Origin of the sequence: Exiguobacterium chiriqhucha RW-2 (assembly GCF_000416965.1) — a bacterium.
Taxonomy (GTDB): domain Bacteria; phylum Bacillota; class Bacilli; order Exiguobacteriales; family Exiguobacteriaceae; genus Exiguobacterium; species Exiguobacterium chiriqhucha.
The window spans coordinates 295,596-310,621 of the sequence record NZ_ATCL01000014.1; the positions used below are offsets into that span (position 1 = coordinate 295,596).

Here is a 15,026-nt window from a genome sequence, read left to right on the forward strand (position 1 = left end):
TGTGATTAGTCTACTTTCAATTGTCCCATCATCCCGTTTTCTTCATGCTCCAGGATGTGGCAGTGATACATAAACGTCCCTGTCTCTCGAAACGTCATTTCAATGTTCACTTTCTCGCCCGGTGCGACGGCGACCGTATCTTTCCAGCCACGTTCGTTGTCAGGCGGAGGCTTGCCGTCCCGTTCAAGTATCCGGAATTGGACGCCATGGACGTGGAACGGGTGGGTCATCCCGCCCATCATGTCTTCTCGGTTATAAATTTCCCACACCTCGGTCGAGCCTTGCCGGACGTTAATGTCAATCCGGTCAGGGTCGAACTGTTTGCCGTCAATCGTAACCATATTGCCCATCCCGAACAACGTGAGCCGGCGATCGGCCTCGCTCGACTCGTTAGCGACAGGAGCTTCCGTAAAAGCTTCCGTCCAATCACCGTCTTGCTCGATGTGGTCGCGCGCCGTGAACGTCGTGAACGGAATCCCGTCAGCTTGAAGAGCGAGGTCGTCCCCGAGCGACAGATCTGAAAAGTCGATTAAAATATCGGCCCGTTCGCTAGGTGTGAGCGTCAACGTCTCAAGCGAAACCGGTCGATCGAGCAACCCGCCGTCAGTCGCGATTTGAGTGAACGCCTCCCCGTTCGATAGGGAGAAGTCGAGATTCCGGGCGTTAGAGCCGTTGACGAGACGGACGCGTAACGTGTTCGTCGTCACGTCGAACGTTGTATTGATCGCTCCGTTCGCAATCAACGTATCACCGACCGTCCCATCGATGTTCATCTGGCGGTCGTAATCGAGTTGTCCGTCGGCTGTGAAGAGACGGTCTTGAACGATGAGCGGGATGTCATCGACACCGTATTCATTCGGCAACCCGGTCTCCGTTTGATCCGTCACGTACAAGAGTCCGGCCAAACCAAGGTATACTTGTTCGGCCGTCGCGCCCATCGGATGCGGGTGGAACCAGAGCGTGCCCGGTTCTTGGTCGATGTCGAGACGAACTTGTCTTTGTTCGCCCGGGGCAATCGATTGATGGGGTCCGCCGTCTTCGGCTCCCGGGATGACGAGACCGTGCCAATGGAACGAGGTCGGTTCATCGAGCTGATTGATTGTATTGATATAGACGGTCTTTCCAGCTGGCAATTCAATCATCGGTCCGAGCAAATTCCCGTTATAGCCAAGCGTCTCGGTACTGACACCTTGATTGAAGAACCGGTGCTCGCCACGTTCGATCCGCACCGTATAATAGAGCGCCTCGTCCGTGACACGGTCAGGTCGTAGCGGTTCCGGGATGGGGAGTCGTTGATTCGGTTCGTTCGACGCGGCGAGCTCGACGGTACCCTCACGTCCCATCCCGCCGTTGCCATGCATCATGCCACCATCGTTCCGATCTCCCATGAATGAACTGTTGCCCATCATCCAGTTTCCAGGAGCAAACGTGAACAAAAGCAAGAACAATCCAATCACGATACTGACTATACCCATCCCGATGACCCATTTCATTACGCGGTTCATAAGGCATCATCCTTTCGTTTAAAAGCGAGAGCCTATTTAGTTATACCAACAAGTTATGAAATATTTGTTAAACGGAAAATAAGTTTTTATATACTATATAGGGGTATATGGTATACATAGGAGGTGGTCAACGTGGAACATTCACACCACACGTCATCTCATCATGAACACGGGGAAGCGCATGACTCGCATGCCGGCGGACATGAAGGGATGATTGAAGAGTATAAGCGTCGATTTTTCGTCTCGTTAGGGCTGACGATTCCGATTCTCATCTTGTCAGATATGATTCAAGAGTGGGCCGGTTTCGAACTCACGTTTCCTTATGAAAAGGAGACGCTATTCGTGTTGGCGACGATTGTGTACGTCTACGGAGGGTGGCCGTTTTTGAAAGGTAGCATCGACGAATTGCGTCAACGAAATCCGGGGATGATGATGCTGATTGGACTTGCCATCAGCGTCGCGTACTTCTATAGTGTTGCCATCGTGTTCGGATATGGGCATGGACATGACTTCTTTTGGGAGTTGGCGACGTTAATCGTCATCATGTTGCTCGGGCACTGGATTGAGATGCGCTCAATCATGGGTGCGTCGAACGCGTTGCAACAGCTCGTTCGTCTATTACCGAGCGTGGCACACCGCATCAACGGGAGTGACATCGAGGACGTTCCCGTCTCGGCGCTCGCTGTCGGGGATTTGATTCTCGTCAAACCGGGCGAGCAGATTCCTGTCGACGGGGAGCTGCTGAAAGGGCGGACGACGGTTGATGAGTCGATGTTGACCGGTGAATCGATGCCTGTCGAAAAAGAGACAGGGGATGTCGTCATCGCAGGATCAATCAACCAAGAAGGTAGCATGACGATTTCGACGACAAGCACGGGAGAGAGCACATACTTGGCGAAAGTCATCGACTTGGTCAAAGAAGCGCAGGAGTCCAAATCGAAAACGCAAAACCTAGCCAATCGGGCCGCCAAGCTCTTGTTTTATGTCGCCGTCGGATCGGGAGTGCTGACGTTCGTCATTTGGGTCGCCCTCGGATATCCGGTCAGTATGGCCGTCGAACGAATGGTCACCGTCATGGTCATCTCATGTCCGCACGCGCTCGGTCTCGCGTCTCCGCTCGTCGTGGCGGTCTCGACAGCCCTGTCGGCGAAACGTGGACTGTTGATTCGGAATCGGACCCAATTCGAAGAGGCGCGTCATCTCGATGCAGTCATTTTCGATAAGACGGGAACGTTGACGCAAGGCGATTTCGGGGTGACGGACATTGAGGCCGCATCTGCTCATACAGAAGAGGAAGTGTTACGTCTGGCCGCCGCGGTCGAGACGGCCTCGCAGCATCCGCTCGCACGAGGTATTCTTCGGGAAGCGGAAACACGCAAGTTGACGTTGCCTGAAGTCGTCGATTTCGCTTCGATCACGGGTGTTGGATTAGAAGGACAGGTAGAGGGAGGTCACGTTCAAGTCGTCAGCCCCCGCTATATTCGGGAGCATGAGCTCTCAATTGACGAAATGGCGTTCGACCGATTATCGGCCGCCGGGAAGACCGTCGTCTTCACGATTCGAGACGGGGAGTTGGTCGGTATGATCGCCTTGGCGGACATGGTTCGCGATGAAGCGAAAGAGACGGTCCGAGCGTTGAAAGACCGGGGCGTCCGCTCGATCATGCTCACCGGGGACAACCGGAAAGTCGCCGACTGGGTCGCGTCACAACTTCACATCGAGGAAGTGTACGCCGAAGTGTTGCCGGATGATAAATCACGGCAAGTGCAAACCGTCCAAGCCGATGGCAGCAAAGTGGCGATGGTCGGGGACGGCATCAATGATGCACCGGCTTTGGCCCAAGCGGACGTCGGCATTGCCATCGGTAGCGGCACCGACGTCGCCGTCGAGACGGCTGATATCGTCCTCGTCCGGAGCAACCCGAAAGACGTGCTGTCGATTCTCGACTTGTCTCGCAACACATACAACAAGATGATTCAGAATCTGTGGTGGGCCGCCGGCTATAACATCGTCGCCATCCCGCTCGCGGCCGGCGTGTTGGCCCCAATCGGTATCATCTTGTCACCGGCCGTCGGCGCCGTGCTCATGAGTCTCAGTACCGTCATCGTCGCCTTGAACGCGCGGACGCTCAAGCTTTAACAATTCTTTCATCTTTGGTCTCTATAATGAGGAGGATGCTAAAGATGGAGGGAACTATTATGAAACGAAAGCTATTCGTACCGATGTTTTTGACGACTGTATTTCTTGCCTCGTGTGGGGGTGCGACACCAGCGAGCGAGTCGACGGAACCGGTCACGGAAGAAAAAGAGGCGTCGACGGAACAGGTGCCGGACCGCTGGACAGCGACAAAAACAGGCATCGTGGTCTCCCATATCCACGGTGCCGGCTTTTGGCCAGACGGGCGTCCGGTCATCGCGACGCATACAGGACTGATGGAATTCAGGGAAGACGGCTGGTACGAATTGTCGTCGAACCGACACGACTATATGGGCTTCGAGCTCGTCGCAGACGGATTCTATGCGAGCGGTCACCCGGCACAGGATTCGCCGTATAAAAATCCGCTCGGTGTCGTCCGCGGGACCGATAAAGGTGAGACGCTCGAGATTCGTTCGCTAGAGGGCGAGGCCGATTTTCACTACATGAGTGCGGGCTTTGAATCCGAGAGCCTTTACGTGTATTTAGAAACGGCGACAAGTGAACTCGAACCAGGTTTTTATCGGTCGCTCGACGGTGGTACGTCGTTTGAGCCGATGAAGATGGATGGGATCGAAGGTCGAGGCATCGCCGGCATCACAGCCGATGCGAGCGAACCGAAACGCGTCTTCGTCTATGGCCCGGACGGCATCCTCGTCTCAGACGACGGGGGAGACACGTTCGAGGCGTTCAACAATCAAGGAAATATCGTCACGATGGCCGCAGCAAAGGGGCAACTGGCGTATATCGCTAAAACAGGTACCTCGTTCGATCTTGTGGTCTCGGATTTGACCGACGAGACGGAGACGACCGTTGAGCTGCCCTCGCTGAACGCGGACAGCGTCCCGATCGAACTGGTCAGCCAAAACGGGCGATTTTTGCTAGCGACATCGGATAACAGTGTGTACGTCTTTGAAGACGAGGAATGGACGCAACTGTTGCAAGCAGGGAAAGTGAAATGAAAAAATCCGGCGCCTGAGCTCAGGTGCCGGATTTTTTTAGTGGGGCGGAAGAGTGATGGTGAACATCGTCCCAGATGAATCAGAGGCGACGGTCAACGTACCATCATGCAACCGGATGATTTGATGGGCGATGGCAAGCCCGAGTCCACTGCCACCCGTACGACGGGAACGTGATTTTTCGACCCGGTACAGGCGATCGAAGATGTGAGGCAGATCTTCTTGAGGGATACCTTTCCCGTCGTCTTGAATCGTGAAGTGAAGTGCTTCATCCGTAAGTTGCATATCGAATCGGACGTGGCGTGCCTCGCTATGTTGAATCGCGTTGTGGGCGATGGAGCGGAACACTTGTAAGATGCGATGTCGATCTAACTGTAAGACGACGTCCTTGGAGGAGCAATCGGTGCTACTAGCAAACGCGATCGGTGTCACTCGGAACATCGTGGTGAGCACGCGTTGCAAATCGTCGCAGAGCGCATCGACGGCCACGGGTTCGCGATGCAACGTGAACGTGTTCTCGTCCAACTGGGCGAGCTGGAACGCGTTCTCGACGAGCTCGGTCAACGCTTGGCTCTCTTCGAGAATCGTCTGAATCGACTGTTCTTTTAACGACTCTGGCGTCTGCGGTTTGGATGCGATTTCGGCATATCCTTGCAGATACGTGAGCGGCGTTTTAATCTCGTGGGCGAGGTCCGACAAGAACTGATTTCGTTCTTTCCGGAGACGATCCAGTTCAAGCGACATCACTTCAATTGAACGGGCCAACTCGCCGATCTCATCTTCTCGAGACGTCGGCAGGGTCAACGTTTCGGGATTCGTCAAGACATCCTCGGTCGCTCGGCGCAACAGCTGAATCGGGTTTGAAATCAACCGGCTCAGCAAGACGAACGTCATGATGGTGATGACGAGGGCGATGCCGGTGATATAAAGAAACCGGAGTTGGAGCCGATGGCTGATGCCATGAATAATCTCGGTCGGTAGAAACATATACACATACCCGTAACGGGTGTCATTTTCCATCGCATCAATCGGGGTCCGTACTGCGAGATACGGTTCGTTCTCCCAATCGTCTTCGAGGATGGTCGTCACATCGGCATCCCCTCGGTCCGCTTCCGTTTGGACGAGCACCGAGAGCGGGTCGGGGAAGCGGTTGGATGTCTGTAGAATCGAGTGGTCGGGAGCGGTGATGGCGACTTTCGTATCGGTCTCGCTCTCCATCGTCGCGACGTGGCCAATCGTCTCTTCATCAAAACTCATCGCCAGTACGCTCGCATGGCTTTCCGCTCTCGATTCGAGCCGGTCGATTTCTTCGACAACACGTTCACCGAGGAGCGTATGGTAGAGCAATAAGAACAAGACACCTTCAATCAATAACGTCGTCAATAAAAAAATCAGACTGATTCGGAACGGGAGGCTATTGCGTCGGAATGTCATGAGTCCGACCGCTCCTCGGTCCAGCGATAGCCGCGACCCCACACCGTCTTCAAATAATCGTCAATCGGGAAGCCGGCCTCACCGAGTTTGTCGCGAATCATGCGGATATGGGCATCGACCGTGCGCGGGTCCGACTCGGACGAGTAGGGCCACACCAAGTCGTATAAATCCATCCGGTTGTATAGCCGGTTCGGATGTTGCAAGAACAGTTTCAAGATGGCCGTCGCTTTCGGCGTCATGACGACTTCTTGTTCTCGATAGAGGATCCGTCCGCTCGCTTCCTCATAGCGCAGCTGTCCGTAGTTCACATTGGTGACACGGCTCCGTCGCAACACCGCACGAATCCGGGCCAGGAGCACATTTCCTTCGAACGGCTTCGTGACATAATCGTCGGCACCTGCGTCTAACCCACGGATTGTGGTCTCACTGTCCGAGCGGGCCGTCAACAAGACGACGGGCAGTTCGGCATCGAGCGCCTTGATTTGGCGGCACAACGTGATCCCATCGACGCCGGGCATCATGATGTCGAGCATCACCAAGTCCGGACGTTCGGAAATCCGTTCCATCGCTTCTCGTCCGTCAGCGGCCTCGATACAGGTGTAGCCGTCGCCTTCTAAGAATAAGCGGAGCAACCGTCTCATTTTCATTTCGTCATCGACAATCAAAATTTTCATATGTGGTCCTCCTATGATTCTGAGCCGTCTCGTCTACGTAACGGTTTCGAGAGAAGGGGAACGTTCTCCTTGTCCCTCAGGGCAGTTCGGGCGATTGAAGAAAGCGTCGGACGAGTGCGGGTTCGTCGAACGGCACGGCCGCGTCTCCGATGCGCTCGACGCGGTCATGCCCTTTCCCGAATAAGACACCACAGTCGTAGTCGTCCATCCGTTCGCAGAAGAACCGGATGGCTGCTTCGCGTTCGTCGAAACGTGCAAACTCGACAGATTGTCCCGTCGCCAAATCGTCAAGGATTTGTTGCGGATCTTCGTGACGTGGGTCATGGACCGTCAAAATCATATCCGCGCCTGAAGCAACGACGACCTCTGTCATGATGTTTCGCTTCATTCGGTCACGTTCGCCGGCAGCACTGAGCAGCACGAGTACACGAGGGTAGCGGGCCGTCAATGCCGTCACGACTTGTTTGATGGCGTCCGGCGTATGTCCATAGTCGATATAGACCGATTGTTCGATTCCGGTCACTCGTTCGAGGCGTCCGCTCGGCAACGTCAACTTCTTAACATGAGGAAGGACCTCTGCCAACGGAACCCCGGTTTGCAGGACGATGCTGATGGCGCACAACGTGTTATCGAGGTTATAGGCCTCATAGAATGGGAGGGGAGATTGGACCGCTTCGTCACCCAATTCGAGCATGAACTGCTCGTCTTTTCGATGCCCGACCAAGTCCGCGGCAGTCGACTGACGGCTGAACAAAAACGAGTTGGCGGCGGACGGTGCCATCGACAGCATGAGCGTGTGATGCGGATCATCTTCATTGACGATCCCACATCCAGACTCCGTCAACTGTGTAAACAACTGGGCTTTCGTGTAGGCGTACGTCTCCATCGTGCCATGATAGTCCAAGTGGTCGTGGGACAGGTTGAGGAATGAAGTCGTCTCGAACTCCAAGCCGGCAATCCGTGCCTCCGCGATGGCTTGGGATGAGACTTCCATCATACAATCGGTGACACCGGCCTCGACCATGGCATGAAGGTGGCGATTGATGGTCAACGGGTCAGGCGTCGTGTTCGGTGTCTCAAACGTCTTCCCGGCGTATGTGATGCCGAGTGTGCCGATGAGTCCGGCTGACATGCCGACGTGATCAAACAATTGATGGGCGAGCGCGGTCGTCGTCGTTTTTCCGTTCGTCCCGGTGACGCCATGCAGACGAAGTCGCGTCGATGGATGATCATAAAACGCATTGGCGAGTTCGGCCAAAGCCGCCTTCGTGTCTTTGCAGTAGATGACAGGTACTCGGGCCTCGATTGGACGTTCGGCGACGATGGCGACCGCCCCGTTATGAATCGCCTCGTTCACGTAGTCATGGCCATCATGGCGATAGCCCGAGATACAGACGAATACAAAATTTTGTTTAATATTTTTTGAAGAGAAGGAAATGCCCTCAATCATCGTTTCGGCAGGATTGTCTAAATATGTCCATGTCACGAGCTGTTTCAGCTCTGTCAACAGGTCTTGCAAGGTTTTCAACACTTCGAATTTCTCCTTTATCGGCAAAGTCCATTTTGACAGTATAGCCCTCGTTTGTGAAAAAGAAGTGAAATGAGAAAGAGGCGCATGTCGCGAGCGATTCTTCGATGTTTCAACGAATTTGGTTTAGGCAATCAATGGTTTAGACAGACCATCTGAAAAGGAGGAGTAGACGATGAAACCTTACGCAAAATTTGGAGTGATGATTCTCGTTTCGACATTCCTCATGTACTGGCTCATGTATTTGAACGTGTTCCAATTCGACCACGTCTTCTTCAGTCAGACACGTCTATACATGGCGCTCATCATGGGATCGGTCATGGCGTTCGTCATGTTGCTGTTCATGTGGGGCATGTACAAAAACAAGAAGTTGAACGCCGTCATCTTAGGTGTGAGCGCGCTCGTGTTCGGGCTCTCGCTATGGCTCGTCCGGAGCCAGACGACGGTCGATGACGTCAGTTGGATGAAGGCGATGATCCCGCACCATTCGATCGCCATCTTGACGAGCGAGCGGGCCGAGATCGAGGATCCGCGCGTGAAACAGTTGTCGGAAGACATCATTGAAGCACAGCGGCGTGAAATTGAAGAGATGAAGCGGTTGATTGAAGAGTTAGAAAAAGAAGAAGAGGAAGCAGCAAAAGAAGCTAAATCGACAACAACAGCGACCGAGTGATACGGTCGCTGTTGTCATATGTCGGGATGAAGTTGGGCCTCAATCAATGCGACGGCGATTGTCAGCGCCTGGATGCGCCGGTTGGCGAGTGTCAGTTGTGACTTGTAGCGCTCAGGGGAGTCTTTCGCCTCGAGCGTCGTCACCGTCTCTTGCAGCTTGTGGAGAATCGAATCGATTTGACGTTTCGCTTCCGTCAGTTCTGTCGTTGAATAATCCATATGTCCTCCTAAAGGCTTTCCTCCAGTATACATGAAGAAAAAACCGAGGCGTGTACCCCGGTTTAGCGTGTCTGCGGTATATATTTTCTAGTACGGCGGTTTGTCGAACGCGGTGCGACGAGGAAGAAGATTCCTAACATCACACCGACTCCAAGTCCCCAAAGACTGTTGAACAGAAGCATCAACACGATCCCGAAGACGAGTCCAATACTCACATCACCCATACGGTCAAACATTTGTAACCACCTTTTCTGTGTTTGCTAGACTAAAGGTTTACCCACAATTGAGAAGTGAACCACCTGGGAGGCTAGCACGTCTCCCTTTTGTTATACGTGATTTTTCTGACCAGGTTTCGTTTTATAGAAACTATAGACGACACTGATCAAGATGACGATGACGATTGCGCCAAGTGACATCCAAATCGGCATCTTGTAGACGTCGCCCAATACCATCTTCGCTCCGATGAAGACGAGCATGAAGCTGAGTCCGTGCTTCAAGTAGTAGAAGCGGTCAATCAAGTTGGCGAGGACGAAGTAGAGGCTACGGAGTCCAAGAATCGCCATGATGTTCGCATAGAAGATGATATACGGGTCACGCGAGTAGGCGAAGCTGGCCGCGACCGAGTCGACGGCGAAGACGATATCCGACAGCTCGATGAAGATGAGCGCGATGAACAGCGGTGTGAAGAACAGTTTGCCGTTGATGCGTTTCGTGAACTTACCAGACGAGATGTCTTGCGTGATGGGCAAGCGGCGTTCGAGCCAACGAATCGTCTTGTTCTCCTCGAGCGACTCGTCCTTACCGATGTTCTTGAACATCATCCATCCTGTATAGATGAGGAAGGCACCGAACACGTAATAGACCCAATCGAAGTTCTCTAAGAGCGAGACGCCAGCCACGATAAAGACGGCCCGGAAGAAGATTGCCCCGAGAATGCCCCAGAACAACACCTTATGCTGATACTTGAGCGGAATCGCGAAGTAGGCGAACACGAGCGAGAAGACGAACACGTTATCGATGGCGAGTGCCTTCTCGATGAAGTAGACGCTCGCATATTCTGTCGCGACGGTGCTGCCTTGCGAGTAGAACAACCAACCGCCGAACGCGATGGCGATCCCGATCCAGACGAACGTCCATGTCCATGCCTCGCGGAGCGAGACTTCGTGTGCCTTGCGGTGGAACACCCCGAGGTCAAGTGCGAGCATGAAGATGACGAGTGCCAAAAAGGCGATGAGTAGGGTCAACAATAATTCCTCCTTTTAAGTTCACATGAACTCTATATATTCAATTTAAGGTCATAAGAACTTAAAGTCAAGAGGGTAAACTGCGATTCCACAAAAAAACACTCCGAATCGATTTCGGAGTGTGCAAACTTAACGCTGTTCAGAGCGACGTGACCAGATGACCCGGACGATGAAAGCGCCTAGTCCGAGAAGGATGACGGCGAGGACGCCATACATGACATGCGAATACGTCTCGATATGGCCGAGCCACACTTGCCAATTCTCCCCGACGTACACGCCGACAAAGATGAGCACCGTGTTCCAAATGAGCGTCCCGAGTGTCGTCAGCATCAAAAATTTGACGAACGGCATGTTCGACATGCCGGCCGGAATCGAGATGAGGCTGCGGACGACGGGGACGAATCGACCGAAAAAGACGAGTTTCGGTCCAAAGCGGTCGAACCAGCGATCGGCCATGCGGACGTCATCCACTTTCAAATAGAGACGTTTGCCGTAACGTGCGACCCATGACTCGAGACGCTCCTTGTCGAAAAATAATCCCACGCTATACAAAACGATAGCTCCGATAACCGCACCGACCGTCGCGGCGAGAATCATCCAGACGGGTGTAAGCGTGGTCGTCGTCGTGAAGAAGCCGCCGAATATTAAAATGAGCTCGGACGGGATAGGTGGGAAGACGTTCTCGATAAAGATGAGGAAGAGGACGCCCCAATAACCGAACTGCTCAATCATTTGTTGAATCCATTGTTCCATGAATCGGTTCTCCTTGCGTATATGACATCTCTGTCTACTTTACCCGACGGCAAGGAGCACGCCCATACGACTTGAGGTTGAATTTTGACTCAAATCGCACCGACGACCGCGTGTGGGATGTACGGTTCTTCGAGCGAAGCCATCTCTTCTTGTGTCAACGTGACGGCAAACGCACCGACCGCCTCGTCCAAATGACGCTGCTTCGTGGCACCGACGATTGGCGAGGTGACCGTGTCTTGTTGCAAGAGCCAGGCGAGAGCGACTTGTGTCCGGGTAATTCCCCGCGTCTCAGCGATTGCGGCGACCCGCTCGATGATGAGCCGGTCGGCGTCCATCGTCGCGTCATATTTCGAACGTTGAATCACGTCCGTCTCAGAGCGGTGGGTCACGGTCGACACGTCGCGTGTCAGGCGCCCCGAGGCGAGCGGACTGTACGGTGTGACCCCAATTTTCTCTTCCCGGCAGAGCGGCATCATTTCACGCTCTTCTTCCCGATAAATCAAGTTCAAATGGTTTTGCATCGACACGAACCGGGTCCAGTTGTTCCGTTCCGCCACGTGGAGCGCTTTTTGGAACTGCCAGGCGTACATTGCCGATGCACCGATATAGCGGGCCTTCCCGGATTTGACGACGTCATGGAGCGCCTCCATCGTCTCTTCGATCGGTGTGTCATAGTCCCAGCGGTGGATGATATACAGGTCGACGTAATCGGTGCCGAGCCGTTTCAAACTATGATCGATTTCCGACAGAATCGCCTTCCGCGACAAGCCGCCGCCGTTCGGACCGTCGTGCATTCGACCGTGAACTTTTGTTGCGAGAACGATTTCGTCCCGGTTCGCATAATCCCGAAGCGCACGTCCGACGTATTCCTCGCTCGTGCCTTTCGAGTAGATGTTTGCCGTGTCAAAGAAGTTGATACCGAGGTCGAGTGCTTGTTTGATGATCGGACGGGTCGCCGCCTCATCGAGTACCCAGTCATGAATCCATCGGTTCGCGTCGCCAAAGCCCATACAGCCGAGACAGAGCCTTGAGACATCGAGTCCCGTATTGCCAAGTTTTACGTATTCCACGAAAATGCCTCCTTCAAAGTTGATACGTGGAGAGGAACCGTTCGAACTCATCCACGGTGCTGTCGTCGTTGACGGTCAATCGTAATTCGGTATGGGTGCCGATCGGAAGCGCTAGCGCCTCGACAAGTGCCTCTGGCGTCGGTTCAAGTCGGAATGAATCGAGCCGAATCACCACGTTATGGGCAAGTGCGAAATGCGCACAACGGGTGAGCAATGTCGCGAAGCCACGTTCGACCGTCACGTGATACGTCTTTTCCATGTCGATTCCCCTCCTTTGCCACCAGTATGACGCGAGATGTGGGGCGGGCGTTAGCGCGTTCATGTCGTGTTTTTGCCTAATCCTCTCAACAGGTTGGACAGGGCTCGTCCAAGAAAACGATCTGCCGTATACTGAAGGGGAGAATCCAGAGGGAGGGTGAACGACATCGAGACACGACTGCAACTGATTGACGTCATCACACGACATATACCGGGGGACGGGGTGCATCCGACGATCGTCCCGGCGATGACGTTCATTCATGAATCGATGGTGACCGAACCGATTACACGCGTCAATGAACCGTCATTTTGCCTAATCCTGCAGGGTGGGAAAGAGATGTTGTTCGGTGACGAACGGCTCGTCTACGAGGGCGGACATTACCTCGTTGCCTCGGTCGACTTGCCTGTGACGGGACAAGTGACGAAAGCGAGCGCAGACGTCCCATACGTGGCGCTGAAACTCGAGTTGACGATTGACGACTTGATCGATGCCGTCGGGCACGTCGAGCTGACCGAGCCGCGTGAACCAAAACGAGGCATGTATATCGCCGATGCCGACGAGGCGTTGTTCGATGTCGCGCTCCGTCTCGCCCGTCTCGTCGACACACCGGATCACGTGGCACTCGCGCCGCTTTATAAGCGCGAGCTCCTGTATTGGGTGGCGCAAGGGTCGAACGGAGAGATGTTGCGTCAGTTGGCGTTCGAGGGAAGTCAGGCGTTCCGGATCAAGCGCGTCATCGACCACATCATCGCGAACTTCAACGAGACGATTCGAAGTGAGGAATTGGCCCGCGTCGCCAACATGAGCGTCTCGACGCTCCACCGTCATTTCAAGGAAGTGACGGCGATGAGCCCGCTCCAGTTCCAAAAACAGTTACGGCTCCAAGAGGCGAGACGGCTGTTGCTCATGCAGGCGACGGACGTGGGCGAGGCGGCGTTCCAAGTCGGCTACGAGAGTCAATCGCAGTTCAGCCGCGAGTATGCCCGGTTGTTCGGGCTGTCGCCACGGGCCGACGTGCGGCAACAACGACAGCTTTGACAAACGAAATGCGCGAGCGGTATGCTTGAGGGGAAAACGACATACATTAGGATTGTTACTGGATGACCAGGCAAAACCTAAACTGGGCGCACATGTTGCGTCTGGTTTAGGTTTTTCTTGTGTTCAGGACAAAAAAGGAGGATATTATGCGACACATCATCTTTCTAGACGTCGACGGCACGCTCGTCGATGACCACGGCAACATCCCGGAATCGGCCAAGGAGGCCGTCCGACAGGCGCGACAGAACGGCCATCTCGTCTTCTTGTCGACCGGGCGCTCGAAGGCCGAGCTGTTCTCGGACATTCTCGACGTCGGCTTTGATGGCATCATCGGGGCAGCCGGGGGCTATATCGAGCTCGAGGAAGAAGTGTTGTACCATCAACAAGTCTCCGTCGATGATTTGAGCCACCTCATCTCCTTCTTCACGGAACACGGCATCGATTTCTATCTTGAGTCGAACGACGGCCTGTTCGCCGGCGGCAACGCTAAGGCACGGGTGGCGACGATGATTGACGAGTTGATGGCGAACAATCCGGAGGCGAGTGCGACAATCGAGCGCGGCTTGAAGCCGTTCCATGACGCGATGATGGAAGGGGTCGACCTCGTCCGTCCCGACGTGAACAAAATCTCGTTCCTCGGCTCATCCGTCCCGCTCGACGTCATCCAACAAGAGTTCGCATCTCGTTTCACCGTCATCCCGAGCACGGTCGCCGTATTCGGGGCCAACAGTGGGGAGCTGTCCATCCCGGGCGTCAACAAAGCGACGGCGATTGCGACACTGCTCGAACATCTAGGGCTCGAGCGAGCGCAGACGTTCGCCTACGGGGACGGGTTGAACGACATCGAGATGCTCGAATACGTCAAGGTCGGTGTCGCCATGGGCAATGCCAAACTCGAGGTCAAGCGTGTCGCCAACGATGTGACGGACGCCTGTGACCAAGACGGGCTTGCGAATAGCTTCAAAAAGTATCGACTCATCTGAAAAAAAAGCCAAGCAACCTCTCTTCAGGTTGCTTGGCTTTTCGTTGCGACATCGTTCACGACATCGGCGAGGGTCACATGCTTCAATACCGATTCCATCGCCGATTGGGCGTGGATAAAGATCGGCTCGATCGTCGCTTGGATATGTTGGCCGACAGGACACGCCAGGTTTGGGTTGTCATGGATACTGAACAGCTCGTTCTCCTCGACGACACTGACGGCGCGATAGACATCATAGAGCGAAATCTCGGTCAAGTCTTTCGTCAGTTTGGCTCCGGCGACGCCAGGCTTCACTTCAATCAAGTCGGCCTTCTTCAACATGGCCATGATTTTTCGGATTAGGGCCGGGTTCGTGTTGACACTGCCGGCCAAAAAGTCAGACGAGGTGACGCCGTCCTGATTGACCTCGATCAACGTCAAGATATGAATGCCGACCGCGAAACGGCTACTGATGGACATAGGCTACCACCTTTCTGCACAAGTCATGTAAGTGAAT

16 protein-coding genes are annotated in these 15,026 nt (G+C 54.1%); 5 read left to right on the plus strand and 11 right to left on the minus strand.

The window, feature by feature from the left end:
* Positions 1-5: 5 nt before the first annotated feature.
* A complete protein-coding gene (locus M467_RS21245) occupies positions 6-1,505 on the minus strand; it encodes a multicopper oxidase family protein (RefSeq protein WP_021066176.1) in 1,500 nt (499 codons plus the stop codon).
* A gap of 132 nt (positions 1,506-1,637) precedes the next feature.
* Here M467_RS21245 and M467_RS21250 point away from each other — a divergent pair, with 132 nt between their 5' ends.
* Together M467_RS21250 and M467_RS21255 are read left to right on the plus strand one after the other, a co-directional pair.
* On the plus strand, positions 1,638-3,644 hold the full coding sequence (locus tag M467_RS21250) for a heavy metal translocating P-type ATPase (protein ID WP_021066177.1): 2,007 nt from the start codon (positions 1,638-1,640) through the stop codon (positions 3,642-3,644).
* 59 nt (positions 3,645-3,703) lie between these two features.
* Positions 3,704-4,660, plus strand: coding sequence for a F510_1955 family glycosylhydrolase (locus M467_RS21255; protein ID WP_021066178.1), 957 nt, complete (start codon positions 3,704-3,706; stop codon positions 4,658-4,660).
* Positions 4,661-4,696: 36 nt separating this feature from the next.
* On the opposite strand, the gene M467_RS21260 is transcribed toward M467_RS21255, so the two are convergent.
* The 3 genes from M467_RS21260 to M467_RS21270 form a co-directional block, all read right to left on the minus strand.
* Entirely contained in the window at positions 4,697-6,091 is a 1,395-nt protein-coding gene (locus M467_RS21260; protein ID WP_021066179.1) for a sensor histidine kinase, read from the minus strand.
* Positions 6,088-6,765 (minus strand): response regulator transcription factor, encoded by a 678-nt coding sequence (locus tag M467_RS21265; protein WP_021066180.1) that lies wholly within the window; start codon positions 6,763-6,765, stop codon positions 6,088-6,090. The genes M467_RS21260 and M467_RS21265 overlap by 4 nt, the downstream gene beginning before the upstream one ends.
* Positions 6,766-6,841: 76 nt before the next feature.
* A complete protein-coding gene (locus tag M467_RS21270) occupies positions 6,842-8,296 on the minus strand; it encodes a UDP-N-acetylmuramoyl-L-alanyl-D-glutamate--2,6-diaminopimelate ligase (RefSeq protein WP_021066181.1) in 1,455 nt (484 codons plus the stop codon).
* Positions 8,297-8,468: 172 nt separating this feature from the next.
* Between M467_RS21270 and M467_RS21275 the strand changes: the two genes are divergently transcribed.
* Positions 8,469-8,966, plus strand: a complete 498-nt coding sequence (locus M467_RS21275; RefSeq protein WP_021066182.1) for a DUF305 domain-containing protein — start codon at positions 8,469-8,471, stop codon at positions 8,964-8,966.
* A gap of 14 nt (positions 8,967-8,980) precedes the next feature.
* Here M467_RS21275 and M467_RS21280 read toward each other — a convergent pair whose 3' ends face one another.
* From M467_RS21280 to M467_RS21300, 6 genes are all read right to left on the minus strand, one after another.
* Complete coding sequence (locus tag M467_RS21280; RefSeq protein WP_021066183.1) at positions 8,981-9,184, minus strand: hypothetical protein; 204 nt, start codon at positions 9,182-9,184, stop codon at positions 8,981-8,983.
* Between the two features lie 62 nt (positions 9,185-9,246).
* Positions 9,247-9,420, minus strand: coding sequence for a hypothetical protein (locus M467_RS31785; protein ID WP_021066184.1), 174 nt, complete (start codon positions 9,418-9,420; stop codon positions 9,247-9,249).
* A 90-nt stretch (positions 9,421-9,510) separates the two neighbouring features.
* Positions 9,511-10,428 carry a TerC family protein gene (locus M467_RS21285; protein ID WP_021066185.1) on the minus strand — a complete coding sequence of 306 codons (918 nt, stop codon included), beginning with the start codon at positions 10,426-10,428 and terminating at the stop codon, positions 9,511-9,513.
* A 129-nt stretch (positions 10,429-10,557) separates the two neighbouring features.
* Positions 10,558-11,181: a DedA family protein gene (locus M467_RS21290; RefSeq protein WP_021066186.1), complete on the minus strand. Its 624-nt coding sequence runs from the start codon at positions 11,179-11,181 to the stop codon at positions 10,558-10,560.
* An 89-nt stretch (positions 11,182-11,270) separates the two neighbouring features.
* On the minus strand, positions 11,271-12,251 hold the full coding sequence (locus M467_RS21295; RefSeq protein ID WP_021066187.1) for an aldo/keto reductase: 981 nt from the start codon (positions 12,249-12,251) through the stop codon (positions 11,271-11,273).
* 13 nt (positions 12,252-12,264) lie between these two features.
* Positions 12,265-12,510: a hypothetical protein gene (locus M467_RS21300; RefSeq protein ID WP_021066188.1), complete on the minus strand. Its 246-nt coding sequence runs from the start codon at positions 12,508-12,510 to the stop codon at positions 12,265-12,267.
* Positions 12,511-12,666: 156 nt separating this feature from the next.
* On the opposite strand from M467_RS21300, the gene M467_RS21305 reads away from it, so the two are divergent.
* Both M467_RS21305 and M467_RS21310 read left to right on the plus strand, forming a co-directional pair.
* Positions 12,667-13,548: an AraC family transcriptional regulator gene (locus M467_RS21305; RefSeq protein ID WP_021066189.1), complete on the plus strand. Its 882-nt coding sequence runs from the start codon at positions 12,667-12,669 to the stop codon at positions 13,546-13,548.
* 146 nt (positions 13,549-13,694) lie between these two features.
* Positions 13,695-14,531 carry a Cof-type HAD-IIB family hydrolase gene (locus tag M467_RS21310; RefSeq protein ID WP_021066190.1) on the plus strand — a complete coding sequence of 279 codons (837 nt, stop codon included), beginning with the start codon at positions 13,695-13,697 and terminating at the stop codon, positions 14,529-14,531.
* Between the two features lie 23 nt (positions 14,532-14,554).
* Here M467_RS21310 and M467_RS21315 read toward each other — a convergent pair whose 3' ends face one another.
* A complete protein-coding gene (locus M467_RS21315) occupies positions 14,555-14,989 on the minus strand; it encodes an Rrf2 family transcriptional regulator (RefSeq protein WP_021066191.1) in 435 nt (144 codons plus the stop codon).
* Positions 14,990-15,026 lie beyond the last annotated feature (37 nt).